The sequence below is a fragment of the Bradyrhizobium sp. SZCCHNR1098 genome (assembly GCF_032489375.1).
Classification (GTDB): domain Bacteria; phylum Pseudomonadota; class Alphaproteobacteria; order Rhizobiales; family Xanthobacteraceae; genus Bradyrhizobium.
In genome coordinates, this window is sequence record NZ_JAUEXY010000002.1 from 340,159 (window position 1) to 364,559 (window position 24,401).

Annotated in this window: 22 protein-coding genes and 1 pseudogene; 12 read left to right on the forward strand and 11 right to left on the reverse strand. The window is 66.4% G+C overall.

The window, feature by feature from the left end; all coding sequences use genetic code 11:
* Positions 1-183: 183 nt before the first annotated feature.
* The 4 genes from QX135_RS05810 (at position 184) to QX135_RS05825 (ending at position 3,960) form a co-directional block, all read left to right on the forward strand.
* Positions 184-792, forward strand: coding sequence for a nuclear transport factor 2 family protein (locus QX135_RS05810; protein ID WP_315756953.1), 609 nt, complete (start codon positions 184-186; stop codon positions 790-792).
* A 372-nt stretch (positions 793-1,164) separates the two neighbouring features.
* The gene (locus QX135_RS05815) at positions 1,165-2,208 is read left to right on the forward strand and encodes an aromatic ring-hydroxylating dioxygenase subunit alpha (RefSeq protein ID WP_315774300.1); all 1,044 of its coding nucleotides are present in this window, start codon (positions 1,165-1,167) and stop codon (positions 2,206-2,208) included.
* Between the two features lie 5 nt (positions 2,209-2,213).
* On the forward strand, positions 2,214-2,969 hold the full coding sequence (locus QX135_RS05820; RefSeq protein WP_315738426.1) for a GntR family transcriptional regulator: 756 nt from the start codon (positions 2,214-2,216) through the stop codon (positions 2,967-2,969).
* A gap of 10 nt (positions 2,970-2,979) precedes the next feature.
* A complete protein-coding gene (locus QX135_RS05825) occupies positions 2,980-3,960 on the forward strand; it encodes a PDR/VanB family oxidoreductase (protein ID WP_316176921.1) in 981 nt (326 codons plus the stop codon).
* 12 nt (positions 3,961-3,972) lie between these two features.
* On the opposite strand, the gene QX135_RS05830 is transcribed toward QX135_RS05825, so the two are convergent.
* Positions 3,973-4,620, reverse strand: coding sequence for a hypothetical protein (locus QX135_RS05830; protein WP_316176919.1), 648 nt, complete (start codon positions 4,618-4,620; stop codon positions 3,973-3,975).
* 138 nt (positions 4,621-4,758) lie between these two features.
* Positions 4,759-5,793: a uroporphyrinogen decarboxylase family protein gene (locus tag QX135_RS05835; protein WP_316177283.1), complete on the reverse strand. Its 1,035-nt coding sequence runs from the start codon at positions 5,791-5,793 to the stop codon at positions 4,759-4,761.
* Positions 5,794-5,963: 170 nt separating this feature from the next.
* On the opposite strand from QX135_RS05835, the gene QX135_RS05840 reads away from it, so the two are divergent.
* From QX135_RS05840 to hemC, 3 genes are all read left to right on the forward strand, one after another.
* Positions 5,964-7,142: an acetate/propionate family kinase gene (locus QX135_RS05840; protein WP_315786821.1), complete on the forward strand. Its 1,179-nt coding sequence runs from the start codon at positions 5,964-5,966 to the stop codon at positions 7,140-7,142.
* A gap of 95 nt (positions 7,143-7,237) precedes the next feature.
* The gene (locus QX135_RS05845) at positions 7,238-8,863 is read left to right on the forward strand and encodes a choline dehydrogenase (protein ID WP_316176916.1); all 1,626 of its coding nucleotides are present in this window, start codon (positions 7,238-7,240) and stop codon (positions 8,861-8,863) included.
* A gap of 15 nt (positions 8,864-8,878) precedes the next feature.
* Positions 8,879-9,856: a hydroxymethylbilane synthase gene (gene hemC, locus QX135_RS05850; RefSeq protein ID WP_315756959.1), complete on the forward strand. Its 978-nt coding sequence runs from the start codon at positions 8,879-8,881 to the stop codon at positions 9,854-9,856.
* A gap of 4 nt (positions 9,857-9,860) precedes the next feature.
* Here hemC and hemE read toward each other — a convergent pair whose 3' ends face one another.
* A complete protein-coding gene (gene hemE, locus QX135_RS05855) occupies positions 9,861-10,907 on the reverse strand; it encodes a uroporphyrinogen decarboxylase (protein ID WP_410053218.1) in 1,047 nt (348 codons plus the stop codon).
* A 183-nt stretch (positions 10,908-11,090) separates the two neighbouring features.
* Here hemE and QX135_RS05860 point away from each other — a divergent pair, with 183 nt between their 5' ends.
* Together QX135_RS05860 and QX135_RS05865 are read left to right on the forward strand one after the other, a co-directional pair.
* A complete protein-coding gene (locus tag QX135_RS05860; RefSeq protein ID WP_315738420.1) occupies positions 11,091-11,330 on the forward strand; it encodes a hypothetical protein in 240 nt (79 codons plus the stop codon).
* A 170-nt stretch (positions 11,331-11,500) separates the two neighbouring features.
* The gene (locus QX135_RS05865; protein ID WP_316233994.1) at positions 11,501-13,411 is read left to right on the forward strand and encodes a diguanylate cyclase; all 1,911 of its coding nucleotides are present in this window, start codon (positions 11,501-11,503) and stop codon (positions 13,409-13,411) included.
* A 13-nt stretch (positions 13,412-13,424) separates the two neighbouring features.
* Here QX135_RS05865 and QX135_RS05870 read toward each other — a convergent pair whose 3' ends face one another.
* Complete coding sequence (locus QX135_RS05870) at positions 13,425-13,652, reverse strand: SlyX family protein (RefSeq protein ID WP_315738419.1); 228 nt, start codon at positions 13,650-13,652, stop codon at positions 13,425-13,427.
* Positions 13,639-14,418, reverse strand: a complete 780-nt coding sequence (locus QX135_RS05875; protein ID WP_316232553.1) for a rhodanese-related sulfurtransferase — start codon at positions 14,416-14,418, stop codon at positions 13,639-13,641. Before QX135_RS05875 ends, QX135_RS05870 begins: the two co-directional genes overlap by 14 nt.
* 132 nt (positions 14,419-14,550) lie before the next feature.
* Between QX135_RS05875 and ggt the strand changes: the two genes are divergently transcribed.
* Together ggt and QX135_RS05885 are read left to right on the forward strand one after the other, a co-directional pair.
* The gene (gene ggt / locus QX135_RS05880; protein ID WP_315738417.1) at positions 14,551-16,137 is read left to right on the forward strand and encodes a gamma-glutamyltransferase; all 1,587 of its coding nucleotides are present in this window, start codon (positions 14,551-14,553) and stop codon (positions 16,135-16,137) included.
* An 870-nt stretch (positions 16,138-17,007) separates the two neighbouring features.
* Positions 17,008-17,466, forward strand: a complete 459-nt coding sequence (locus tag QX135_RS05885; RefSeq protein ID WP_409998083.1) for an FKBP-type peptidyl-prolyl cis-trans isomerase — start codon at positions 17,008-17,010, stop codon at positions 17,464-17,466.
* A 360-nt stretch (positions 17,467-17,826) separates the two neighbouring features.
* Here QX135_RS05885 and QX135_RS05890 read toward each other — a convergent pair whose 3' ends face one another.
* Positions 17,827-18,042 (reverse strand): CsbD family protein, encoded by a 216-nt coding sequence (locus QX135_RS05890; RefSeq protein WP_315738416.1) that lies wholly within the window; start codon positions 18,040-18,042, stop codon positions 17,827-17,829.
* Between the two features lie 149 nt (positions 18,043-18,191).
* On the opposite strand from QX135_RS05890, the gene QX135_RS05895 reads away from it, so the two are divergent.
* Complete coding sequence (locus tag QX135_RS05895) at positions 18,192-18,710, forward strand: cupin domain-containing protein (RefSeq protein ID WP_315717363.1); 519 nt, start codon at positions 18,192-18,194, stop codon at positions 18,708-18,710.
* Positions 18,711-18,886: 176 nt separating this feature from the next.
* Here QX135_RS05895 and QX135_RS05900 read toward each other — a convergent pair.
* The 5 genes and pseudogenes from QX135_RS05900 to QX135_RS05920 form a co-directional block, all read right to left on the reverse strand.
* Positions 18,887-18,988 (reverse strand): annotated as a pseudogene (locus QX135_RS05900) (GTP-binding protein); the annotation flags it as partial.
* A gap of 432 nt (positions 18,989-19,420) precedes the next feature.
* A complete protein-coding gene (locus QX135_RS05905) occupies positions 19,421-20,650 on the reverse strand; it encodes a Tad domain-containing protein (protein ID WP_315776100.1) in 1,230 nt (409 codons plus the stop codon).
* Positions 20,651-20,933: 283 nt separating this feature from the next.
* A complete protein-coding gene (locus QX135_RS05910) occupies positions 20,934-22,367 on the reverse strand; it encodes an MATE family efflux transporter (protein ID WP_316233995.1) in 1,434 nt (477 codons plus the stop codon).
* Between the two features lie 152 nt (positions 22,368-22,519).
* On the reverse strand, positions 22,520-23,680 hold the full coding sequence (locus QX135_RS05915) for a hypothetical protein (RefSeq protein WP_316233996.1): 1,161 nt from the start codon (positions 23,678-23,680) through the stop codon (positions 22,520-22,522).
* A 2-nt stretch (positions 23,681-23,682) separates the two neighbouring features.
* Positions 23,683-24,384: a FecR domain-containing protein gene (locus QX135_RS05920; protein ID WP_316233997.1), complete on the reverse strand. Its 702-nt coding sequence runs from the start codon at positions 24,382-24,384 to the stop codon at positions 23,683-23,685.
* Positions 24,385-24,401: the final 17 nt, after the last annotated feature.

The window sequence follows — 24,401 nt, forward strand, 5'->3', positions numbered from 1 at the left end:
CCGCATCCGCCGCGGCGTATGGATCCCGGGTCGGCGTCCGGCAACGCTCCGCGTTGTCGGACTTGCCCGGGACGACACTGAATGCTTGGCGCGTTTTGGACTTCATCACCGCCAGCAACGTGAGTTTTGCAGCGCTGCTCCGATCCATGTATCCAGCAGCCGCACAACACAGAGGAAATGCACATGACCAAGACCGCCGCCGAAATCGAGGACGACCGTCAGATCCGCGAGCTGTTGCAGAACTGGGCGATCTGGCGCGATGCCGGCGATTGGGAGCGTTTCCGCACGGTGTGGCATCCGGATGGGCGGATGATGGCGACGTGGACGCAGGGCACCGGCGACGAGTTCATCGAGATCAGCAAGGCGGCCTGGGCCAAGGGTGTGAACATCCTGCACTTTCTCGGCGGCATCTCGGTCGATCTCGCCGGCCACCGCGCGATTTCGCAGACGAAGATGACGATCTCGCAGCGCGCCGAGGTCGAAGGCGTCGTTTGCGACGTGCTCTGCACCGGCCGCTTCTACGACTTTCTCGAGAAGCGCGCGGGCAAATGGGGCATCGTGCTGCGCCAGCCGATCTATGAGAAGGATCGCATGGACCCGGTGACACCCGGCGCGGTGCCGGCGCTGGATCGTGCGCTGCTCGAACAGTTTCCCGTGGGGTATCGGCATCTCGCCTATCTGCAGACGCGCATCGGCTACACGGTGAAGCGCGATATGCCCGGGCTGAAGGGGCCGGAAGTCGAAGCGCTCTATGCACGCGGCGCCGCGTGGCTTCGGGGCGAGCACTCGTGATCGTCGAACCCTGCCTCGCTGGCACCGCGCTGCCTGCGGGATCTGCTCTCGCCGTGGGGCGGCTGATCCCTCGTGCCTGTGGTCCCGTTGCCAGGCAAAGATGCCAAGGGATCGAGCGCTCGCTGGGCGGCGAAGACCGAAGCCGAACGGGTGACATCTGGTCGAGGACCGGCGAGGAATCAACGCAAGTCACTGAATCAGAAAGGATTGTCTGTCAGCTTCGTTCCTTCTGGCGGAACCGTCGCGCGGCTGAGAAGGTGTTTTGTATACAGAAATGGCAGATGTGGACATGGAACAGGCGGAACTTGCGCCTTGTCTCCCATTTATTGTATACAGCGGCCAGTTGGACGTATACCGACACGAGGACACGCCATGGCCGCTTCTTTTCCGATGAATGCCTGGTACGCCGCTGCCTGGGACGCCGAGGTCAAGCAGGCCCTGCTGCCGCGGACGATCTGCGGCAAGCACGTCGTGATGTACCGTAAGGCCGACGGCACCATCGCCGCGCTCGAAGATGCCTGCTGGCACCGGCTGGTGCCGCTGTCCAAGGGGCGGCTGGAAGGCGACACTGTCGTTTGCGGCTATCACGGCTTGAAGTTCAGCCCGCAGGGCCGCTGCACGTTCATGCCCTCGCAGGAGACCATCAACCCCTCTGCCTGCGTGCGGGCCTATCCGGCGGTCGAGCGGCATCGATTCATCTGGCTGTGGATGGGCGATCCGGCGCTGGCCGATCCCGCGACCATTCCCGACATGCACTGGAATCACGATCCGGCCTGGGCCGGCGATGGCAAGACCATCCACGTCAAATGCGACTACCGGCTGGTGGTCGACAATCTGATGGATCTCACGCACGAGACCTTCGTGCACGGCTCGTCGATCGGCAACGACGCGGTGGCGGAAGCGCCGTTCGACGTCACCCATGGCGAGCGCACCGCGACCGTGACGCGCTGGATGCGCGGCATTGAGCCGCCGCCGTTCTGGGCCAGGCAGCTCGGCAAGCCCGGTCTCGTCGACCGCTGGCAGATCATCCGCTTCGAGGCGCCGTGCACGGTGACGATCGACGTCGGCGTCGCCCCGACCGGGACGGGCGCGCCGGAGGGCGACCGCTCGCAGGGCGTCAACGGCATGGTGCTCAACACCATCACGCCGGAGACCGACAAGACCTGCCATTATTTCTGGGCGTTCGCCCGCAACTACCAGCTTTCCGAGCAGCGGCTGACGACGGAGATTCGCGAGGGCGTGTCGGGCATCTTCCGCGAGGACGAGCTGATCCTGGAAGCGCAGCAGCGTGCGATGGACGAGAATCCAGGACGCGTTTTCTACAACCTCAACATCGATGCAGGCGCAATGTGGGCACGACGGATCATCGATCGGATGATCGCGCGCGAAACGCCGCTGCGCGAAGCCGCGGAGTAAATGGAATGGCTGAGCGTGACAGCGAGCGCTCGATCTCGCAGACCGTCCGTGCGCAGCTCACTTTGCGCGACCTGATTCTCACCGGCGGCTTGCGCCCTGGCGAGCGCATCTCCGAGCTGCAGGCGGTCGAGGCCGCCGGCGTCTCGCGCACGCCGGTGCGGATGGCGCTGGTGCGGCTGGAGGAGGAGGGGCTGCTCGAGGCCATTCCGTCCGGCGGCTTCATGGTGAAGTCGTTCTCCGAGCGCGACGTGCTCGACTCCATCGAGGTGCGCGGCACGATGGAAGGACTGGCGGCGCGGCTCGCCGCCGAGCGCGGCGTGTCCGTGCGCGACACCGAGCCGATGCGCGAATGCCTCGCCCAGATCGACGAGCTCATCGCGCCCGCCGAGCTCTCGTTCGATGGGTTCTCGGCCTATGTGGCGCTGAATGCGCGCTTTCATGCCTTGCTGGCCGAATTGTCGCGCAGTCCGCCCGTGATCCGCCAGGTCGACCGCGCCAGCGCGCTGCCGTTCGCCTCGCCGAGCGGCTTCGTGATGGCGCAATCGGCGCTCCCCGAGGCGCGTCACATCCTGGTGGTCGCACAGGAGCATCACCGCATCGTCATCGACGCGATCGAGAACCGCGAGGGCGCGCGCGCCGAGGGGATCATGCGCGAGCATGCCCGGCTTGCCGCCCGCAATCTGCGGCTGGCCGTGAAGGCGCGTGGTCCGATGGACCTCGTGCCGGCGGCGGTGCTGATCAAGACGCAGACCAACGGCTGAGGAGGCGATCATGCGATTCCAGGACAATTGGTCGCCTGCGACCCTGGTCGCGACACGCGACCTCGCGCCGGGCATCCGCGAGTTCATTCTGCGGCCCGACGGCTATGTCTGCGCGCCCTATGCGGTTGGCAGCCACATCAAGGTCGGCGTTCTCGCCGCCGGCCAGCCCGATGTCCGCTCCTATTCGCTGGTCGGCGAGGCGGATCCGCGTGGCTACCGGATCGCCGTGCGCTTCGCCGAGGATTCCCGTGGCGGGTCGCGCTATCTGTGGTCGCTGCAGCCCGGTGCGCGGCTGGATGTGGCGAGCCCGACCTCGCTGCTGCAGGTCGACTGGCAGCGGCCGCATTATTGTCTGGTGGCCGGCGGCATCGGCATCACGCCGCTGGTTGGGACCGCGCACGCGCTGCTCCGCAAGACGCCGAACGTCTCGTTGCACTACGCAGTGCGATCGCAGGGCGAGGCGGCCTATGTCGATGAGCTCTCGGCGCTGCTCGGCGACCGGCTCGCGGTGTATGCCGCAGACCAGTCGCAGCGGCTGGACCTGCCCGGTCTGTTTTCGGGTCTGCCGTCCGGAGCAGCCGTGCTGTTCTGCGGTCCGATGCGGATGCTGGATGCTGCGCGCAGCGCGTGGGCGGCGTGCGGCCGCGCTCCCGCCGATCTCAGCTATGAGACGTTCGGATCGAGCGGCAGGCTATCGACTGAGCCGTTCAAGGTCCGGCTGCGTGGCAGCGGCGAGGAAATCGTGGTGCCGCGCGACCGCTCGATGCTCGACGTGCTGAATGTCGCCGGCCATGAGGTCATGGCGGATTGCCGGCGCGGCGAGTGCGGCGTCTGCGCGGTCGATGTGGTCGAGGTCGAGGGCGAGATCGATCATCGCGACGTGTTCTTCAGCGCCGAGCAGAAGCACGACAACCGCAAGCTCTGCGCCTGCGTGTCGCGCGCCCATGGCGTGGTCACGATCGATACGATGGAACGAGCCGACGCGCTGTGAGCGCGATGCCGGCTACTTGTCGGCGAGGCTGACCGGCATCGCTTCCTGCGGCTTGGCGGCCGGTCTCCGGCCGCTCTGCTCCGCGGCAAGAGCGGCCCGCGCCGCCTTGAGGCGCGCGTCGGCGTCCTTGTCGGCGAGCAGCGCGTCGGTGAGGTTGGCCTCGGCGATGTAGGCGGCCTCGGCCGCGGCCTTGGCCGCCGCGATGTTGGTAGCGGTGGGATTGGCCTTCGCCAGCGCCTCCGCCGCGTCGCGGTCGGAAATGGCCTTCTCGTTGGCCGCCAGCGCCGCATCGAGATTGGCGTCGGCGACCGTCTCGGCTGCATGGGCAGCCGCCAGCGTCGTCGCGGCGGGACTGAGCGGCGGCCGGGGGCGCAGTGGTTTCGCCGTGGCCTGCGGCTTGACGGTCTGAGCCTGTGGCGGCAGCGCGGGCGGAGAGGATGGTGGGAGTGCCGTTGGCTGCTGGATGGGAGGTGGCTGGAGCGATGGCATGGTCGGTACGAGCCCGATCGGCACCATCCGCGCAAACGAGCTGCGCGCGTCGCGCATCAGGCCGCCCATGATGTCGTCGAGCGGATCGGCCATCGCGGTCCCGCTCAACGCTGCGCCGGCAAGCATGCCGATCGCACCGGCGACATGTCTCGACGTGATGCAGACGGCCATCGGAGCCTCCCTTGCGACGAGATCGGGCCAGCCGACCCCTCGCGCTCGCCGGCTGCCTTATTCCGGAAATGGGTTTGCAGGGTGGCGCCATCGTGGAGCGTCGCGCCCGACATGCGCCGCATCTGCCACATTGGGCTTTCAGGCGAGCTCTTCGCGCACCCGCGCCGCCGCCCCACACATCGCCTTCAATTTCCCGAAGGCGGTCGCACGCGGCAGATATTTCATGCCACAGTCCGGCGCCACCACCAGCCGCTCCGGCGCCACCACTTTGAGGCCGTTGCGGATGCGCTCGGCGACGACCGCGACCGGCTCGACCTCGGCATCGCCGAGATCGAGGACGCCGAGCACGATGGTCTTGGTCGAGAGATCTTTGAGAACGCCGAGGTCGAGTCGCGGCTGCGCCGCCTCGATCGCGATCTGCGCGGCGTGGCAATCGGCAAGCTCGGCCAGGAACGCATATCCGCTCGGCTTGCTGGAGCCCGGCACGATGGCGGCATAACCGAAGCAGACGTGAACGATGGTGGGCACCGTAATATGATCGAGCGCCCGGTTGATCGCCTTGACGGCATAGCGCCGCGCCGCCTGCGGATTGTTGCGGACCCAGGGCTCGTCGAGCTGGATGACGTCGGCGCCGGCGCGTTGCAGGTCGCGGGCCTCGGCATTGACGACCTCGGCGAAGGCCATCGCGAGCGCCTCGTCGTCACCGTAGAAGTCGTCCTGGGCTTGCTGGCTCAATGTGAACGGCCCGGGCAGGGTGATCTTGGCGGCATGCTTGGTGTTACGGCGGAGGAACTCCATGTCACGCAGCTCGACCGGCTGTGTCCGCCGGATCGGGCCGACGACGCGCGGCACCGGCGTCTTGATCCCGGACGGCGAGATGATGATGGCGGGATTGTCGGCATCGACGCCGTCGAGCGCAGTCGCGAACCGGTTGGAGTAGCTTTCGCGCCGGATCTCGCCATCCGACACGATGTCGATCCCGGCCTGTTCCATGTCGTGGATCGCGACAATGGTCGCATCGTCCTGGGCGTCGTCGAGCAGCGGCCGGGGGATGCGCCACATGCCCTGCATGCGAATGCGGGGAACGGACTTCGACAGCATTGCGCGATCGACCAGCCAATCCGGCTGCGGGTAGCTTCCGACCACGGTGGTCGGCAGGAGATGTCGAGGCATATTCACGCAATGCTCTCCCGCGGGGCCGACTCAACCTTTGATATGATAGCAGGCAGTAAGCTCAGGGCAGAATGCAACCTAGCGTTTTGTTCGTCTTCGGATCGTCACGGAAATAGTTCGTATTTTCTGCAGTTTATCAGTTCATCATTCTCCACGAGGCGGCATCATCGATGCAACACATCCTGACCCTCAACTCCGGCTCATCCTCGATCAAGTTCGCCTTGTTCGAGGAAGATGCCGCGCTTGTCGAGGCCGTGCATGGCCAGATCGAAGGGCTCGGCGGTGCGGCGCCGCATCTCGAAGCAAAGCTGAGGGACGGTGCGCTGGCTGACGAACGGCTCGATGCCGCGAGCGCCACCGATCACGAGGCGGCTCTCGGCGTCGTGCTCGAGGTACTGCAGCGCGCCATCGGCCGCACCGAAGTCGACGCCGTCGGTCATCGCGTCGTCCATGGCGGGCTCGCTTTCACGCAGCCGATCGTCGTCAATGACGATGTTCTGAATGATCTGCAAAAGCTCATTCCGCTGGCACCATTGCACCAGCCTCACAATCTCTCCGGCGTCCGCGCCGCGCATCGCGCCTTTCCCGATGCCGTGCAGGTCGCATGTTTCGACACCGCGTTCCATCGCTCGCACCCCTGGGTCAATGACACCTACGCCTTGCCGCGTGAGCTCTATGATCAAGGCGTCCGCCGCTACGGCTTTCACGGCCTGTCCTACGAATACGTCGTTTCGCGACTGAAGGAGATCGCTCCGCTCGACGAGAAGGGCCGGGTGGTCGTGATGCATCTCGGCAACGGCGCCTCGATGTGTGCGATCCGGGATGGGCAGAGCATCGGTTCGTCGATGGGATTCACGGCGCTCGACGGTCTGCCGATGGGCACGCGCTGCGGTCAGCTGGACCCTGGCGTCGTCCTCTATCTGCTTCAGGAGAAGCGGATGACCGCCGAGGCGGTCACCGATCTCCTCTACAATCATTCGGGCCTCAAGGGATTGTCGGGACTGTCGCAGGACATGCGCGAATTGGAGGCAGCCGGCACGCCGGAAGCCCGGCAGGCGATCGACTACTTTGTCGACCGCATCAGGCGCGAGCTCGGCGCCATGGCCGCGATCCTCTCGGGCATTGATGCGGTGGTGTTCTGCGGCGGCATCGGCGAGCACGCATGGCGCATTCGCCAGCGCGTCTGCGAAGGCTTCGAATGGCTCGGGATCGCGTTGGACGACGGCCGCAATCGTGCGAGCCATTCCTTGATCTCTTCGGACCGGTCGCGGGTGCGCGTGCGCGTGGTCAATACCAATGAGGAAATGATGATCGCGCGGCACGCCGCGCGCCTGCTTAGGCAGCAATGACTGATGGCCGACCAGACCTGCTGATTTGCCGCTTGCATGTCCTTGCGTTTTGGTATCATCGAGGATGAAAGAATAACAAGGCCGGTGGGGAAGCGATGGAAGGCAGCGTGGCGTTGCGTGAGGCGGACATGGAGTTCGACTACGTCGTGGTCGGTGCCGGCTCGGCCGGCTGCGTTCTCGCCAACAGGCTCAGCAGCGACGGCAAGCACACGGTGCTGCTGCTCGAGGCCGGTCCGAAGGACAGCAACATCTGGATCCACATTCCGCTCGGCTACGGCAAGCTGTTCAAGGAAAAATCCGTCAACTGGATGTACCAGACCGAGCCGGAGCCCGGGCTCGACGGCCGCTCCGTGTTCCAGCCGCGCGGCAAGGTGCTCGGCGGCTCCAGCTCGATCAACGGCCTGCTCTATGTGCGCGGCCAGCACGAGGATTACGACCGCTGGCGCCAGCGCGGCAATGTCGGCTGGGGCTATGACGACGTGCTGCCCTATTTCAAGCGGGCGGAAAATCAGTCCCGCGGCGGCGACGACTATCATGGCGTCGACGGCCCGCTGCCGGTGTCCGACTGGCGACACGAGGACCCGTTGTCCGAAGCGTTCGTGAAGGCGGCGGTCGAAGCCGGTTTGCCCTTCAATGGCGACTTCAACGGCCAGAGCCAGGAGGGCGCGGGCTTCTTCCAGACCACCACACGCCATGGCCGGCGCGCCAGCAGCGCAGTCTCCTACCTGCGGCCGGCGCTCGGCCGCAGCAACCTCCACGTCGAGACCGACGCGCTGGCCCAGCGCATCCTGTTCGAGGGACGCCGGGCGTGCGGCGTGACGTTCAGCCAGCGCGGCCGGATGCGGACGGCCCGCGCTCGCAAAGAGATCCTGGTGTCGAGCGGTGCCTATAACTCGCCGCAACTGCTGCAGTTGTCCGGGGTCGGTCCGGGCGAGCTGCTGAAGCAGCACGGCCTCGACGTGGTTCTTGATGCGCCCGGTGTCGGGAGTGACCTGCAGGACCATCTGCAGGTCCGCATCGTGATGCGCTGCAGCCAGCGCATCACGCTCAACGACATCGTCAACAACCCCGTGCGCAAGGTGCTGGCCGGCGCACGCTATGCGGCCTTCCGCAACGGTCCGCTGACGATCGCGGCGGGTACGGCCGGCGCGTTCTTCAAGACCGATCCGCGGCTTGCGAGCCCGGACATCCAGATCCACTTCATCCCGTTCTCGACCGACAAGATGGGCGAGAAGCTGCACACCTTCTCCGGCTTCACCGCCTCGGTCTGCCAGCTCAGGCCCGAAAGCCGCGGTTCGCTGCGGATCAGGAGCGCGGATCCGACGGTGCCGCCGGAAATCCGCATCAATTATCTCGCCAGTGAAACCGACCGGCGGGCCAACATCGAGGGTCTCCGGATCCTGCGAAAAATCCTGGCGGCACCGGCGCTGAAGCCGTATGTCTCGGATGAAGCCTATCCGGGATCCAAGATCGCGAGCGATGACGACATCCTGGCCTATTGCCGGCAGACCGGCAGCACGATCTACCATCCGACCTCGACCTGCCGGATGGGGACTGATGCTGCCGCCGTGGTCGATCAACGCCTGCGGGTGCGCGGCGTCGACGGCCTGCGCGTGGTCGATGCCTCGATCATGCCGGATCTGGTTTCGGGCAACACCAACGCGCCGGTCATCATGATCGCGGAGAAGGCCTCCGACATGATCTTGCAGGACGCGCGCTGACGCAGGAATGAGTTCGTGACACGTTTCCGGATCGGCACCCGCAAGAGCACGATGGCCTTGGCGCAGACGGAGGAGATCGCCCGCCGGCTGCAGGCTGCGATTCCGTCGCTCGACATCGAGATCGTCAAATTCGAGACGACAGGCGATTCCGACCAGACCAGCAAGCTGCTCTCGCATGGCGGCAAGGGTGGGGCGTTCGTGGCCGAGATCCGCCGTGCCATGCTGGACGGCCGGCTGCATGCAGCGATGCACTCGCTGAAGGACATGCCGGGCAACGAGGAGACGCCCGGTCTCGTCATCGCAGCGCTGCTGTCGCGCGATCCGCCGGGCGACGTACTGGTGCTGCGGCGCGGGCTGTCGCTCGACGAATTTCGCAAGGATGGCGGCCGGGGCTTCAAGATCGGCACCAATGCCGTGCGCCGGGCCGCCTATGCGCGGCGGCTGTTTCCGCAGGCCGAGCTGATCCATTTCCGCGGCGCGGCCGACACCCGCATCCGCAAGCTCGACAATGGCGAGCTGCAGCGGCTGCCGGACGGCGGCGCCGTGGGGCCGGCCGACGCCCTGATCATGGCGCGCTCCGGGCTGGAGCGGGTCGGCTTGTCCGACCGCGCCTCCTACGAGTTTCCGGTCGCCGACATGCTGCCGGCGGTCGGGCAGGGCATCGTCGCCGTCGAGTGCCCCGCGTCGGATTGGGAAACCCGGCGCATCCTGGCGACCATCGACGATGCGGCGGCGCGGACCTGCGCCGACGCCGAGCGCGAGGTGCTTTGGGTGCTCAACGGCCATTGCAACTCGCCGATCGCAGGCTTTTCGACCATCGACGGCGGACAGTTGACGCTGACCGCCTCGGTGCTCGACGAGGACGGCGGCCGCTTCATCGAGGCGCAACGCTCCGCGCCGGCGGATCGTCCGCGCGAGCTCGGCCGTGCGGTCGGGCTCGAGCTGCTTGCCAACGGCGCGGCCGAGCTGATCGAGCGCAGCCGGCCGCGTTGATCGGTCATCCCCTGTAGGCGCGGACGCGCGCCAGCATCTGCTCGACATGGGCGATCGGCGTCTCCGGCAGGATGCCGTGGCCGAGATTGAAGATGTGACGTCCCCCGGCATAGCTCGCCAGCACGTCGTCGACCGCCTGGTCGAGCGCCGCGCCACCGGTGATCAGCGCCAGCGGATCGAGATTGCCCTGAACGGCCACCTTGCTCTGCACCCGTTCGCGGATAAAGGCGGGCTCCGCCGTCCAGTCGATGCTGACCGCATCGATTCCGGTTTCGGCGACGTAGCCCGGCAACAGCGCGCCGGCGCCGCGCGGAAAGCCGATGATCCTGGCGTCGGGCCGCGCCTTGCGCACGCCCTCGACGATGCGTCGCGTCGGCGCGACCGACCAGCGCGCGAACTCGCGCGGTGACAGCACCCCGGCCCAGGTGTCGAAGATCTGCAGCGCGTCGGCACCGGCCTCCAGCTGCTTCAAGAGATAGGCGATCGAGCTGTCGACCAGCGCATCGATGATTCTGCCGAACGCATCGGGATGCCGATAGGCGAGCAGCCGCGCCGGCGCCTGATCAGGTGTGCCTTGGCCCGCGACCATGTAGGTCGCAACCGTCCACGGGGCGCCGCAAAAGCCGATCAGGGCGGTGCTCGGTGGCAGCTCGGCCCGCACACGGCGCAGCGCCTCGAACACCGCCTCCAGCTTCGACAGGTCTGCCTTCGCCGACAGCGTCGCGATCTTCTCCGGCGTATCGAGCGGATCGAGCCGCGGGCCTTCACCGACCTCGAAGCGGACGCTGCGGCCGAGCGCATGCGGGATCACCAGAATGTCCGAAAAGATGATCGCCGCATCGAAGCCGAAGCGCCGGATCGGCTGCAGCGTGACTTCGGCCGCGAGCTCAGGATTGAAGCAGAGATCGAGAAAGCCCCCGGCCTTGGCGCGGACCTCGCGGTACTCCGGCAAATAGCGGCCGGCCTGCCGCATCATCCAGATCGGCGGTCCGCTCTGGCGCTGACCGAACAGCACGTCGATGAAAGGCTTGTTCACGGCAGTCTCACTCACGCTCGGGGCTCCGCAACCTTCGGGAACAGTTTACCGTCCGTGATACATGCCCAAGCGGTTCCGGCCAAGGTCATATCCGCTCGGGCGTCGCGGGAGATGCGAGCGTCCCCGCAGTCGCCGGGCGTCACATCGAGGGGAACACGTCCTTCGCCCCTGCGTTGTCGTCCCACAGGGAGATTGGTCATGGCTGAGAAATTCAATCCCGCGCCGCACGACAAGCACGCCGTCGATCCCCGCGAAGCCGCGCGTCTCGACCGCAAGACTGCAACGCAGCTCGACAAGGGACTGATGGACACGTTTCCGGCATCGGACCCGGTGAGCCTGCAGCAGCCCTCGACGACCCGTGTGAAGGACGACGCTGACGTTGACCGAGACCATTCGCCATCGCTTTGGGACAAGGTGCGATCGGTGTTCGTTCGCTGAACTAACAGGCGGAACGCCCGCCTTGACCGCGGCGCCGCCGCTGTTTGTCCGTAGTCGTACGGGAGATGCCGTAATCTTACGGGGCGCTGCGGACGCCTTTGGACCCGCCGCATTTCAAGGTTAGATAAAATGTCCATGGGACTCTCCCGGCGTCCGGAGAGTCCCGCGGAATGGACGTTGGTGCGACCAGAGTTGATCGAAGCCGCCTGCCGATGTGGGCGGCTGGCGTGCTTGCGCTCGTGTCGGTCGCGATTCTCGCTTACAGCGTCTGGGGCGAATGGACGTCCCGACAGGCGGAGGTGCGCAATGCCGAAACCGATCTCGGCAACCTCGCTCACTCGCTCACCCAGCACGTCGAGGATACCTTCGAGCTTGCGGATTCGCTGTTGCGCGGCGTCGTCGCCGCGCTCGAGACTGATGACGGCAAGCCCGGTGCGATCGCCCGACTGCAGATGATCCTGAAGACGAGGAAGGCCAATCTCGGCCGCATCCGGGGCATCTTCGCCTATGGCGAAAACGGCGACTGGCTTGCCACCACCGAGGATGTCACGCTCACCAACTACAACAATGCCGATCGCGACTACTTCGCACGCCACAGGAGTTCGGCCGATCGCTCGCTGCTGATCGGTCGTCCGGTGCAGAGCAGGGCCGGCGGTCAATGGGTCATCACCCTGTCGCGGCGCTGGAATCACGCGGATGGCCGGTTCGGCGGCGTCGTGCTGGCAACCGTCGACGTTGCCTATTTTGCTCGGTTCTACCGTCAGTTTGCCGTCGGTCGTGAGGGGACGATCAGCCTGATGAGCCGTGACGGAGCCGTCCTCGCCGACAATGCGGAACCGGACCCGCAGACGGTCGGGCGCCCCGTACTTGAAGCGATCCCCTATCATCCGGCGTCGGGGCCGTTGCAGTTCCGAAGGCACGGCGAAACATCGGAACGCATCGGGTTCTATCAGCATGCGCAGCGCTATCCGTTCCTCATTCTGGTGACGCGCACGGAGGCGAAGGTCCTGGCCGAATGGAAGCGTGATGCGCTGATTCGGCTCACGGTGCTGGTCTGTCTGGTCGCGCTCGTCATTGCGATTGGCATCTTCCTCGCGAAGCAGTTGCTGCAGCGGCAGCAGCTTGCCGCGGCGCTGGCGGCAAAGGAGGAGAACTTCCGGCTGCTCGCCGAAGGCTCCAGCGACATCGTGACGCGGATCGAGCTGGACGACTGCATCGGCTATGTGTCGCCGTCGACCATGCGCGTGCTGGGCTGGCACCCGTCGCAGCTCCTGGGCAAGCGCGCGCTGTCCGGTGTGCATCCGCTCGATCGCCCGCAGTTACAGGAGATCCTCGATCAGCTCAGGAGGGGCGCCGTCGACGAGGCGCGCGCCACCTATCGCATGCGTCGCCGCGACAAATCCGAGATCTGGGTCGAGGCCACGATCCGCGCCACCCGTCAGCCGGACGGTACGCTCGACGGATTCGTCGCCGTCACCCGCGACGTGACGCAGCAGAAGACGCTGCAGGGCCGGCTCGAGACACTGGCCATCGAGGACGGCCTCACCGGGCTCGCCAACCGCCGCCGGTTCGACGAGCGGCTGCTGGAGGAGTGGGGCAGGGCCTACCGCGACAAGACTTCGCTGGCGCTGCTGATGATCGACATCGACCACTTCAAGGCCTTTAACGACGCCTATGGCCACCCGGCCGGCGACGAATGCCTGCACACCGTGGCCGGCATTCTCGCCGACGAGGCGCAGCGCAGCTCGGATCTGGCGGCCCGCTACGGCGGCGAGGAGTTCGCCATCCTGCTGCCGAACACCGATGCCGGGGGCTGCGCCAGGCTCGGCGAGCGGATCAGGCGGGCACTGCACGAGGCCCGCATCGTCCACGATCACAACCCGGCGGGCATCGTCACCGCGAGCATCGGCGGCGCGGTGTGCCGGCCGGGCTTCGAGCGATCGGCCGGCCCGGCCTCGTTGATCGAGGCGGCCGACCGCGCGCTCTATGCCGCGAAGGACGCCGGCCGCGACCGCCTGATCATGGCCGGAGAGGTGATCGATCTGCCCGCCGGCAAGGCGCCGGCGACCGTCCCGGCCTGAGATCGCCGCGCACTCAGTAGTGCGGCGGCTGCTCATTGCGCGGCCCCTCGGCATTGCTTTGCGCATCCTCGAGCCGCTCGACCAGCAGGGCGATCTTGCGCTTCAGCGCATCGATCTCGCGCCACTGCGCGGTGATGGTCTGGTTCAGCGTCTCGATCGTGTCGTCCTGAAAGGTGAGGCGCATCTCCAGCGTGTCGATCCGCTCGCCGAGCTCCGCGTTGGATGGATCAGAGCTGCTCATCGCGTGCGCCCTCCGGAACTGCCTTGATCGTGGCCGCGCTGTGCTCCCGCAGACCGTGGCCGAGCGCGACGCGTTCGTCGAACACGAAGCAGCCGCCGCGCCAGCGGCTCTCGGCTTCCGGGATCTCCTCGAGATACTTCAGGATGCCGCCCTTGAGGTGGTAGACCTCGGAAAAGCCGCGCGCCAGCAGCAGCGCGCTCGCCTTCTCGCAGCGGATGCCGCCGGTGCAGAACATCGCGATCCGCTTGTGCCTCGCAGGATCGAGTGCGCGTTCCGCAAAATCCTTGAACTGCCCGAAGCTCTGCAGGCCCGGATCGACCGCGCCTTCGAACGTCCCCATCGCCACCTCGAACGCATTCCTTGTGTCGAGCACGACGGTATCCGGCGCGGCGATCAGCGCGTTCCAATCGGCGGGACTGACATAGGTCCCGACCTGCCGGGTCGGATCGGCGGCGGGATCGCCGAGCGTCACGATCTCCCGCTTCAGCCGCACCTTGAGGCGCCGGAACGGCATGGCCGTGGCGCGCGAGTATTTCAGCTCCAGACTGTCCAGCCGGCCGGCGAACAGCGTTCCGTCGCGAAATTCGCCTACCAGAGCGGCAATTGCCGGTTCGGTCCCGGCCACGGTGCCGTTGATGCCCTCCTCGGCCAGCAGGACGCTGCCCTTGATGCCGCGCTCGGCGCAAAAGGCGTGGAGCGGCGCGCGCAGGTCGCGAAAATCCGGCAGGGCGACGAACTGATAGAAGGCGGCGACGGCGAGGGGCATGCGGCCGTTTACCAGCAGAGCTGACCATAGAAAAGCTGGTATCCCCGGGCATTGCCGAGCCTGGAAGGAATGTGCGATGTAGCCGGTCAGCACTGGCATTCCAGCCACCAAACGATCACGCAGCGAGCAACGATGAGAAGCTTCCATTTCCCCGGCAGGTCGACGGTCCACGCCCAGAACGGAATGATCGCCACCTCGCACCCGCAGGCGGCGCTGGCCGGGATCGAGGTGCTGCGGGCCGGCGGCACCGCAGCCGACGCGGCGGTGGCGGCCTGCGCTCTGCTCGGGGTGATCGAGCCGCAATCGACCGGCATCGGCGGCGACTGCTTCGCCTTGGTCCAGCCCAGGGGTGAAGGCCGGATCATGGCCTATAACGGCTCGGGCCGGGCGCCCGCCGCCGCGACCGTGGACTGGTTTCTCGAGCGCAAGATCCATTCGGTCCCTCTGACCTCGGCTCATGCCGTCTCCGTGCCCGGCGCGATCGATGCCTGGGACCGCATCCTGCGCGACCACGGCCGGCTCGGGCTCGACCGGCTGCTGCAGCCCGCGATCCGCGCCGCGGAGGACGGCTATGTGGTGGCGCCGCGTGTCGCGTTCGACTGGAACAACCAGTTCGAGAAGCTCAAGAACGGCACCAACACCGCGCGCTACTTTCTGCCGCATGGCAAGGCCGCTGCCGTGGGTGACGTGATCCGCCAGCCGGAGCTGGCGCAGACCCTGCGCGTCATCGCCAAGGACGGGCCGAAGGGCTTCTACACCGGCGCGGTCGCCGAGGACATGGTGCAGACGCTGCGTGGCATCGGCGGCCTGCACACCTTGGAGGATTTCGCCAACCACCAGACCGAGGTGACCTCGCCGATCGGCACCACCTACAAGGACTACGACGTCTGGCAGTGCCCGCCGAACGGCCCGGGCATCACCATGCTGGTGATGCTCAACATCCTCTCGCGCTTCGACCTCACGCGCATCGATCCGCTCAGCGTCGAGCGCTTCCACCTCGAGGCCGAGGCCGCGCGCATCGCCTACATGATGCGCGAGCAGCACATCGGCGATCCCGCGCACATGACGACGGAGGTCGCCAGCATCCTCGCCAAGGAGTTCGCCGACGAGTACATCTCGCAGATCAGCCTCGACAAGCTGCTCGACCTGCCGAACGTCGCGCCGCCTATGAATCCGGAGACGGTCTACATCACGGTCGTTGACCGCGACCGCAACGTCTGCTCCTTTATCAATTCGATCGCGCATTCGTTCGGCTCGGCCATCGTCTCCAACGAGACCGGCGTGCTGCTGCAGAACCGCGCCGGTGGCTTCCGCATCCAGCCGGGCCATCCGAACTGCATCGGCCCGGGCAAGCGTCCGCTGCACACGATCATCCCGGCGCTCGCCACCAAGGCCGGCCGCGCCCAGATGTCGTACGGCGTCATGGGCGGCCAGTATCAGCCGGTCGGCCAGACCCACGTGCTGACCAACATCCTCGACTATGGCTGCGACGTGCAGGAAGCGATCGATATGGCGCGCGGTCTGCACTACGAGGGTGTCTATCAGCTCGAGGACGGCGTGCCGGCCGAGGTGGTCGAGGGCCTGCAGAAGATCGGCCACAAGACCGCCAAGGTGGTGTCGCCGCTCGGCGGCGGTCAGGCGATCTGGATCGACTGGGACAAGGGCACGCTCACCGGCGGCTCCGACCCGCGCAAGGACGGCTGTGCGCTGGGCTATTGAGGTGCCGGAATTCCTCCGTGCGTTCGTCATCGCGAGCGCAGCGAAACGATCAGAGTGGCGATCGTGACCCCGGATTGCTTCGTCGCTTCGCTCCACGCAATGACGATGGTGGCTACGCAAGCCGTATCCACACACACCGCTGTCGTCCCGGCCTTGCGCCGGGACCCATAATCCCAGGCAGTGGTTTGAGGCAGGCCAGCCGTTAGTTCCTCGCACGTCACGTCCGCCGCGGCGTATGGGCCCCGGATCGGCGCCGGGACGACGGCGGTGGATGGGGCGGATACACGGCTCAAACAACGATCGACACACGGTCTCGTTCTCGCGGCACGGACGCCCGAGGTCTGCGATCATCATGGCCCTTGCAAAAATGCAGAGGGCGCAGGGAATGCCGGGTGAAGGCCTCACCCATGGCCCGCCTGCGAAAAGAATGCAGGCGGCAGGTACCACAGGCAAAGCCGATTCAACCGGCATTCCCTGCGCGACGGTCTTCACGCTTATACGCAGTCTCCCTGGTGCGCCGGGCTTGTTGGCCACCATTGCGACAATGCGCTTGCGCGCACTGCGCGTGATACCAGCATCGGGGTATCAGGACGCTGCGACTTCACGTCCGCAAGCTGCCGTTCGTCGGCGCGTCCGAAGACACGCTGCGGCAACAACGCGGCCATCGCATCCCACCTCGCGTGTCGTGACGATCGCGCGCTACGCCCCTCTGCGGTGAGGCGGGATGCGCGGAGAAAATCATGATTTCCGATTATACGCAAGTGAATTATTTTTTTCGGAAGTCGATGCCGGGCTGGTCAGCCGCTCCCGCATGGGCTAAACCGCGGCTCCCGTGAACGAGCAGAGGCGGTCTGGAGCATGCGGCGTCCGATGAACAGAAGAGTTGCGCTGATGGCGGCGGCATCGGCCGCGGCCGGCGTCTTGCTGGGCTCCCGCGCGGTCTCGGCACAGACCAGTTCCGCCAAACCCACAGGAAAGACCATGACCACTCCCTCCGGACTGCAGATCATCGACACCAAGGAAGGCACCGGCGCCACGCCGACGCGCGGTCAGACCTGCGTGATGCACTATACGGGCTGGCTGTATGAGAACGGCCAGAAGGGCAAGAAATTCGACTCGTCGGTGGATCGCAACGAGCCGTTCGAATTCCCGATCGGCATGAAGCGCGTGATCGCCGGCTGGGACGAGGGCGTTGCCACCATGAAGGTCGGCGGCAAGCGTACCCTGATCATTCCGCCCGAGCTGGGCTACGGCGCCCGCGGCGCCGGCGGCGTGATTCCGCCGAACGCGACGCTGATGTTCGACGTCGAACTGCTCGGCGTGAAGTAAGGCGCGCGAATGATGCCGGGAGGGCAACCAAGCGTGCTGCGCGATACAGCGCCCTCTCCCCTTGTGGGAGAGGGCATCACGGGCCCAACCGCGAACACAATGGGGTGAGGGGTTTCTCTCGGCGAGCGACGCTCATGGAGAGAGACCCCTCACCCGACCGAGCTTGTGGCGCTGTCCTGCATGCCCTCTCCCACAAGGGGAGAGGGCGCATTCATGGGCGCCGGCTGGAGCGCTGTAATGATCTGGCTGATAGTTGCCATCTCTCGTCAACTAACGACGATGCAAAGACCGGCCCCGTGAGGGGCCGGTCTTGTAGTTGATAGCGTCTTCGCGCGATCTCCGCGACCGCGCCGATCCTGCTCAGAGATTCTTGTTGGCGGCGCCGGCGGCGGTGTTCACCGCGTCCTTGGTCGCCTTCTTGGCATCGCCCAGCGCCTGCTGGCCCTTGCCCTTGATTTCCTGCACGGCACCCTCGCCCTGCAGGCGCTCGGAGCCGGTGGCTTCGCCGATGCCCTGCTTGGCCTTGCCGATGGTCTCGTTGGCGACGCCCTTGATCTTGTCGGTGGTGGCACCCATGACTTCGTCCTCCGCTGTTTGTGTGAACTCCACCGATCCAACGCACGCGATGCAGAAAGGTTCGTGGGGAACCGCGAATAGCTTCGCTGCGGCATTTCGGCTAACAATGGCTTGGTTCCCTCGAACAGATGAAGTCCCGAGAAGAAATCATGTCAGGCTCTCACGATCACGCGCACGGCCATTCCCACGATCACGGCGACGAGCGCTGGAAGCACGACGGCGTCCGCGTCATTCCGGGCAATCAGCTCGATTCCAACGTGCCGTCGACGCCGGGCATGGACCGCAAGGCGGCGATCAACTTCGCGCGCGTCGGAGCGCAGAAATTGTGGGCGGGCACGGTCACGATCAGGCCTGACGCCAAGACCGGGGCGCATCATCACGGTCATCTCGAGAGCGTGATCTACGTCGTGAAGGGCAAGGCGCGGATGCGCTGGGGCGATCGGCTGCAGTTCACCGCGGAGGCCGGTCCCGGCGATTTCATCTTCGTGCCGCCCTACGTGCCGCACCAGGAGATCAATGCGAGCCCGGACGAAGTGCTCGAATGCGTGCTGGTGCGCAGCGACGGCGAGGCGGTCGCGATCAACATCGACATCGAGCCGGTCGAGAAGCCCGAGACGGTGCTGTGGATCGACCCGGTGCACCGCGATCCCGCCGAGTCGAAGTCGTAGCCATCAAGGAAATGGCGGAGCCGTCTCGCGACGGCTCCGCCGGGCAGGGAGCGGCTATACCGCCTTCCCTCTCACACGCGAAGCAGGGGCGACTGTCGCGCGTGTGTCTCGCGGTTCGTTGCACCCGAGGACTTTCGGTTCGGATGCGGGCTGGTCAGGCCGCCTCGTTGGCGCGGCGCCACCTTCAGTCGCTGGCGGTTGTTCAGGATGTGGTTGAGCAAGGTGGTCTTCCCAGCCCCGAGGAAGCCGGACAAGACCGTGACGGGGAGTTTGCGCATCGAGGTCGAATAGCCTCTTCAGGGGGAGGGGTCGGTGCCGGCGAGCGGGCATGCGGCCTCTTTATGCAATGTTATAACGTAACATCACCTGAAACGGGAGAGGGTGTCAAGGGGAGGGAGTGGCGACGAAGGTGAGTGGGCGGGCCGGCGGCGGCTTGTGGAGTCGGCAGAGGCGGCGGCCGAGACGCAGGGCGCGAGCGGCTCTGGTGAGCTGATGAAGTCCTTGCAGTGCTGAAACGACGCCGCAGCCGCCAGCGACACCGCGTTCCCTCTGCCGTGAAGAACGGGGAGAGGGAAGCAGTAACGGTGGCGGGATGCAGCTCCGTTTCATCTCGGAAGAGAGGAGCTGATATCTTCTCGTGAAGCCGGGTCGTCAGTCCCGGCGACCAGCCGCTGAAACAGCACTCACGAGAATTGGCTCAGCTATGGCAACTACCTCGACAGGAACGCCGTGCCGGCCGGACCACTGGCCGCCGACATCGACAACGCGCCGGGCGCGATCGCCCAGTTGGTCTGGTTCAGGATCAGCGTGTTGAACACCATCGTGACGCTGTTGCTGCTCATGGTCGAGACCGAGTTGATGGTGACGTTGCGGCTCGGCAGATACATCAGGCCGGTGTAGGACGAGCTGCTGGTGCCGTTGATCGGAAGGTTCGTCGTCGACAGGCCGCTCGGCTCGTACATCAGGATATTGGCGTAGGTGCCGCTGGTCGGCGCCGACAGCGTCGCATTGACGTTGCCGTTGAAGGTGAGCGTCGCGTTCTGGTCGACGAGGTAGAAGGTGACGCCGCTGCCGGTCACCGTCCATCCCGAGTTGAAGGTCATCGCGCCGCCCTTGATGATGTAGAGGCCCGGATTGAGCGTCAGCGTGCCGGAGCCGTTGAAGTTGGTCGCGCCGCAATAGACGCCGGGGCTGAGCGTGACCGAGCCGGGATCATAGACTTTGTTGTTGGTGGTGCACGCGCCCACCGTGACGGCGGGCAGCTTGCCGGCAAATGGGTCGGAGATCGCCGCGCAGCCGGTCTCGGCCGGCGGAGTGGCGCCGCCGTTCTTGGTGATATTGGTGCCCTTGATGCAGATGCGCTTGACGTTGAGCGTGGCGTTGAACATCGCGGCCGGGCTCTGCGTCGACAGCACGTGGATCTCGCAGCTCGGCGCATTGAGCTGGGCCCCGGAATTCACCAGCAATGATTGCGCGTTGATGGTGCTGACCAGCAGGATGCACACGGGCGACGTAGTCTGCGCGCCGGCCTTGGCCGTTGCGGACGCCGTCACGCCGAGCGATGTCGTGCCCATCACGTTGAGGAACGAGGTCTTCACCGAGGTCGTCGCGGTGCCCGACAGCGAGCCGTCGCTGTTGGGCGTGAAGGTCGCCGTTGTGCCGGTGCCGAACCGGCCTTTGAAGCTGCCCGAGAACACCGCGCTCGCGGTCGAGACCTGCTGCGCGCTGGCCTGGGTCACGCCGGCGAGGACCGCGGCGTCGACCGACTTCTGCAACTGCGCCTTGGTGTCGCTGGACTTGGCGAAATCGACGGCGGCGCCGACCGACACCAGGATGGGGATGATGGTGATGGCGAAGATCATGCTGATCTGGCCATCCTTCGCGCGGCCAAATCTCCATGCCAGATCGCGAAGAGTCTTCGACGAAATCGATGCGGTCATGTGCAACGCTTCCTGCTGATGGCTGTCCGAGGCTCGACGCCGGCGGATGCGAGCCCCTGCTGCAAGGAAGTGGCGGTCAGAGATTACCGCATGCTGAATCCGGTTCCATAAAGGAACCCGTGGACGGGGTCGTGGGAACCGAAGGTTATCAGTCTGTTTGCCGGATCAGCGAGAGGTGCCCGTTCGCACCACTCACTGGTAGTAGCCGCGTGAATTGCTTGTATTTGGCGGTGACTGTCGTGAGTTGCAGGCGGTTGGATTGCGCCCGTCGGTGGACGTCGCGCTAACGAGGTGAGCGCCAGATCCGGGGCGAGAGAACGAGGCTGCACACCAATGCGTAGGCGACGAGCGACAGCGTGACCATCGCGGCGAGCGAGGCCATGCCGCCGCCGAGCATGATGATTGCGATGTAGCCGCCGCCCGCCGCGATCAGCACGCGCAGGGCGGAGCCGACGAACGGCCACAGCACGTGCCCCGCGCCTTGGCCGGCAAAAGCCAGCACGAACCCGAAGCCGAGCGCGGCGTAGGCCGGCGCCACGGTGCGCAGATAGGTCGCGCCCTCGCGCAGAACCCCGGCGTCGCGGCTGAACAGGCCGAGCCAGAGCGGCGGGTGCAGCGCCACGATCAGGCCGATGATCCCGACCAGCGCTGCGCCCGCCAGGGCACTGATCCAGGCGATGCGGCGCGCACGGCCGCGCTGGCCGGCGCCGACATTGATGCCGACCATGGTCAGGGTGGCCGTGCACAGCCCGAACAGGATCGGGATCATGATGTAGTCGAGCCGCGAGGCGATGCCGTAGGCGGCGAGCTCGGAGGTCCCGAAGCGCCCGGCGAGCGCGGTCACCAGGATGACGGTGAGATTGACCATGACCGCGTTGAGCGCGGTCGGCAGCCCGACTTTCAGGATGTCGGCGAACAGCCGGCCCTGTAGCCGCGCAACGCGCACATGCAGGCTGGAGCGGCCAGAGGCCATGTAACGTACCAGCACCAGCATGGCGCCGCAGTAATACAGGCCGAAGGCGATGCCCGCGCCGGCGATGCCGAGCCCCGGCAGCGGGCCGATGCCGAAGATCAGCAGCGGCGAGGCGGGAATCATGACCAGCGCGCCGACCAGGGTGACCAGCGCCGGCACCCGCACATTGCCGGCGCCGCGCAGCGCCGCCGCCTGCAGATTGACGATCCACACCGGGACGGCGCCGGCGAACAGATAGTTGGAGTAGCGCAGCGCCGCCTCCAGAGCGCTGGCTCGCCCGCCGAGCGCATGGTACAGCGCCGGGCCGAACAGGGCGGTCGCAAGCGTGAACAGGCCGCCGGCGATCACCGCCAGCACGATGGCATGGAAGGCGATGGCATCGGCATCGGCGTTGTGCCCGGCGCCGACCGCGCGCGCCACCGCCGAGGAGACGCCGCTGCCGATGCCGCCATTGGACATCATCGTCATCAGCATGAAGATCGGGAACACCAGTGCGACGCCGGCCAGCGCATCGGTGCCGAGGAAGCCGACGTAATACGCTTCGGCGACGTTGACCGCGGTTTGCGCCACCAGCACGGTCATGGTCGGCAGCGCCAACCGGAACAGCGCCGGCAGCACCGGGCCGGAGAGCAATGCCGTGCGGACCGACGCGGCCTTGGCGCGCGGCGGCTCCGGGGCCGGCTCGAACGGCGCCGCCGCAACACCGGGCAGGGCTTCGGTGGTCGCCTGGGTGGAAACGTCCATCGGATCTCCGCGCGCCTGGCGAACCATCGCGTTTAAATGATAATTATCATTCAATAGGTCCGCCGGCGGGCGCGGGTCAAGGCGACCCGAGCGCAGGCCGATCATGAAATTTTGACGGAGCGAGGGTGATCCGCTCGGCGCCGGGCCAGCCGCTAATAATGGACGCGCAGGCCGATGCCGCCGTGGATGGTGTTGCCGACCGGCTGCGGGCCGAGCGTGCCGTTGACGAACAGATCGGCGATCCAGCCTTGCGGCAGGCGGAAGCCGAGCCGGCCGCCATATTCGAACCAGCCCTGGTTGCCCATGGTCGGCGTCACCGTGCCGTTGCCGGTGATGGTGGTGACGATGCCGGAGCTGGTCGCGAACGACTGGACGTAGCCGCCATTGATGTTGGCTTCGATGCTGGAGCCGAACAGGTGGGTCCATTGGCCGCCGACCTTGACCAGGCTGGTGCGGTCGGTGCCGCCGGCGATCGTCGCATCGAACGGGTTGAAGGCGAGCGCGGGATCGCGATAGCCGGCGACGTGCTGCCACAATTGCCATAGCTCGACCGACGCCGCGAGCTCGTCGCGCGGCGACAACCGGCTGATCCAGCCGGCGCGGCCATAGACCGCGTAGTTCGACGCCGTGGTGGTGCCGTCCACCGTGACGTTACCGAGGCTCGTCGCATAGCTCCGGCCGTAGCGCACGCGCTCATACGGCGTCAGGATCGTCCCGATGTCGAAGAACGGCCGCGACGAGCCCCAATCGGTGAAGTCGTAGCGCAGCGCGAAGGCGCCGATCGGCGCCGAGGTCACGTGGTAGCCGTTCTCGGTGTAATGCGTGTAGGCGAGGCCGGCGAGCAGCGCCAGATTGTTGGTGAGCTGCTTGCGGCCATGGATGCCGGCGGAGAACGAGCCGGCCGAGCCGAACGCGCTGACGCAGTCGTTGCAATTGATCTGCTCGTTGACGCCGAGCAGCACCAGCCCGAGCACGCGGTTGGTGATCATCTGGTTGAAGCGCTGGTCGGCGAGGCCGTTGATCGCGCTCGCGCTGTTTCCCGCGCCGGTCGGCGTCGGCGACGGGGTCGACGAGATCGAGGGCGAGGGCGTCGGCGTCGGGCTGGAGGTCGATGTCGGCGTGGCCGACGGCGTGGGCGTTGCGGTGGGCGAGGAGGTCGGCGACGGCGACGGGGTCGGGCACAGCGCCGCCGCGAAATTGTTCGCCCCGCAACTGCTCTGCGCGGCGGCCGGCGCGGCCTGCAGGGCGAGCGAGAGCAGCCCGCCGGCGATGGCGGTCATCAGGAGAGCAAGCTGACCGCGACGCGTTCTCATCGTCACCGCCCGCACAGGATGCCGGTGAAGTCCTGCGGCGGCGCATTGCTGGCGAGATCGGTGACCGTGCAAAGGCCCGATGTCGACGCGCAGGTGGCGGCAAAGCTCCAGGACGGATTGCCGGTCTTTTTGATCGCACTTCTGCTGTTGCCGGTCGCGGTGATGATCGCGGTGTCGCCCGGCTGCGTCAGCTCGAGGCATTGGAAGGTGAGGGTGCAGACCCGCGAAGCACCTTCCTGCAGCACGACCATGGTCTGGCCGCGCTGCGACCTGATGTCGAGGATGGTGCCGCGCACGCCGATGGTCGCCAGCGGCGTGTTGATCTTGTAGGCGGTTTTCTCGGAATGGCCGGTGACGAAGCGGAACGCGCCGGTGCCGAGCCGGATCGCGATGTCGCGATAGCTGGTCTCGTCGTTGAAGACGGTGCGGTCGAGCGTCAGGGTGGCGTTGGCGCCGAGCGAGAGATTGGTGCTGTCGATCATGACGAGCCGCGCGGCACTGTCATTGCCGGTGCGCACGGTCTCGTTGCGCACGACGCCGTCGCCGACGCTGATCGGGCTGCTCGAGGCACCTGCAACGCGCAGCACGTCCTTCTGCACCAGCACGGCTTCGCCGATGCGGCCGTCGGCGCTTGCGCCGCCCGCGACGCCCAGCAGGGCGGCCGCCGAGATCGCAGCGACACAGGTTCGGCGACGCAGACTCATATCCACACCGAAGATTG

Excerpts from the sequence above, each read along its gene's own strand:
- QX135_RS05810 (WP_315756953.1), top strand. The coding sequence starts at position 184 with ATGACCAAGACCGCCGCCGAAATCGAGGACGACCGTCAGATCCGCGAG.
- QX135_RS05815 (WP_315774300.1), top strand. The coding sequence starts at position 1,165 with ATGGCCGCTTCTTTTCCGATGAATGCCTGGTACGCCGCTGCCTGGGAC.
- QX135_RS05820 (WP_315738426.1), top strand. The coding sequence starts at position 2,214 with ATGGCTGAGCGTGACAGCGAGCGCTCGATCTCGCAGACCGTCCGTGCG.
- QX135_RS05825 (WP_316176921.1), top strand. The coding sequence starts at position 2,980 with ATGCGATTCCAGGACAATTGGTCGCCTGCGACCCTGGTCGCGACACGC.
- QX135_RS05830 (WP_316176919.1), bottom strand. The coding sequence starts at position 4,620 with ATGGCCGTCTGCATCACGTCGAGACATGTCGCCGGTGCGATCGGCATG.
- QX135_RS05835 (WP_316177283.1), bottom strand. The coding sequence starts at position 5,793 with ATGCCTCGACATCTCCTGCCGACCACCGTGGTCGGAAGCTACCCGCAG.
- QX135_RS05840 (WP_315786821.1), top strand. The coding sequence starts at position 5,964 with ATGCAACACATCCTGACCCTCAACTCCGGCTCATCCTCGATCAAGTTC.
- QX135_RS05845 (WP_316176916.1), top strand. The coding sequence starts at position 7,238 with ATGGAAGGCAGCGTGGCGTTGCGTGAGGCGGACATGGAGTTCGACTAC.
- QX135_RS05860 (WP_315738420.1), top strand. The coding sequence starts at position 11,091 with ATGGCTGAGAAATTCAATCCCGCGCCGCACGACAAGCACGCCGTCGAT.
- QX135_RS05865 (WP_316233994.1), top strand. The coding sequence starts at position 11,501 with ATGGACGTTGGTGCGACCAGAGTTGATCGAAGCCGCCTGCCGATGTGG.
- QX135_RS05870 (WP_315738419.1), bottom strand. The coding sequence starts at position 13,652 with ATGAGCAGCTCTGATCCATCCAACGCGGAGCTCGGCGAGCGGATCGAC.
- QX135_RS05875 (WP_316232553.1), bottom strand. The coding sequence starts at position 14,418 with ATGCCCCTCGCCGTCGCCGCCTTCTATCAGTTCGTCGCCCTGCCGGAT.
- ggt (WP_315738417.1), top strand. The coding sequence starts at position 14,551 with ATGAGAAGCTTCCATTTCCCCGGCAGGTCGACGGTCCACGCCCAGAAC.
- QX135_RS05885 (WP_409998083.1), top strand. The coding sequence starts at position 17,008 with ATGAACAGAAGAGTTGCGCTGATGGCGGCGGCATCGGCCGCGGCCGGC.
- QX135_RS05890 (WP_315738416.1), bottom strand. The coding sequence starts at position 18,042 with ATGGGTGCCACCACCGACAAGATCAAGGGCGTCGCCAACGAGACCATC.
- QX135_RS05895 (WP_315717363.1), top strand. The coding sequence starts at position 18,192 with ATGTCAGGCTCTCACGATCACGCGCACGGCCATTCCCACGATCACGGC.
- QX135_RS05905 (WP_315776100.1), bottom strand. The coding sequence starts at position 20,650 with ATGACCGCATCGATTTCGTCGAAGACTCTTCGCGATCTGGCATGGAGA.
- QX135_RS05910 (WP_316233995.1), bottom strand. The coding sequence starts at position 22,367 with ATGGACGTTTCCACCCAGGCGACCACCGAAGCCCTGCCCGGTGTTGCG.
- QX135_RS05915 (WP_316233996.1), bottom strand. The coding sequence starts at position 23,680 with ATGAGAACGCGTCGCGGTCAGCTTGCTCTCCTGATGACCGCCATCGCC.
- QX135_RS05920 (WP_316233997.1), bottom strand. The coding sequence starts at position 24,384 with ATGAGTCTGCGTCGCCGAACCTGTGTCGCTGCGATCTCGGCGGCCGCC.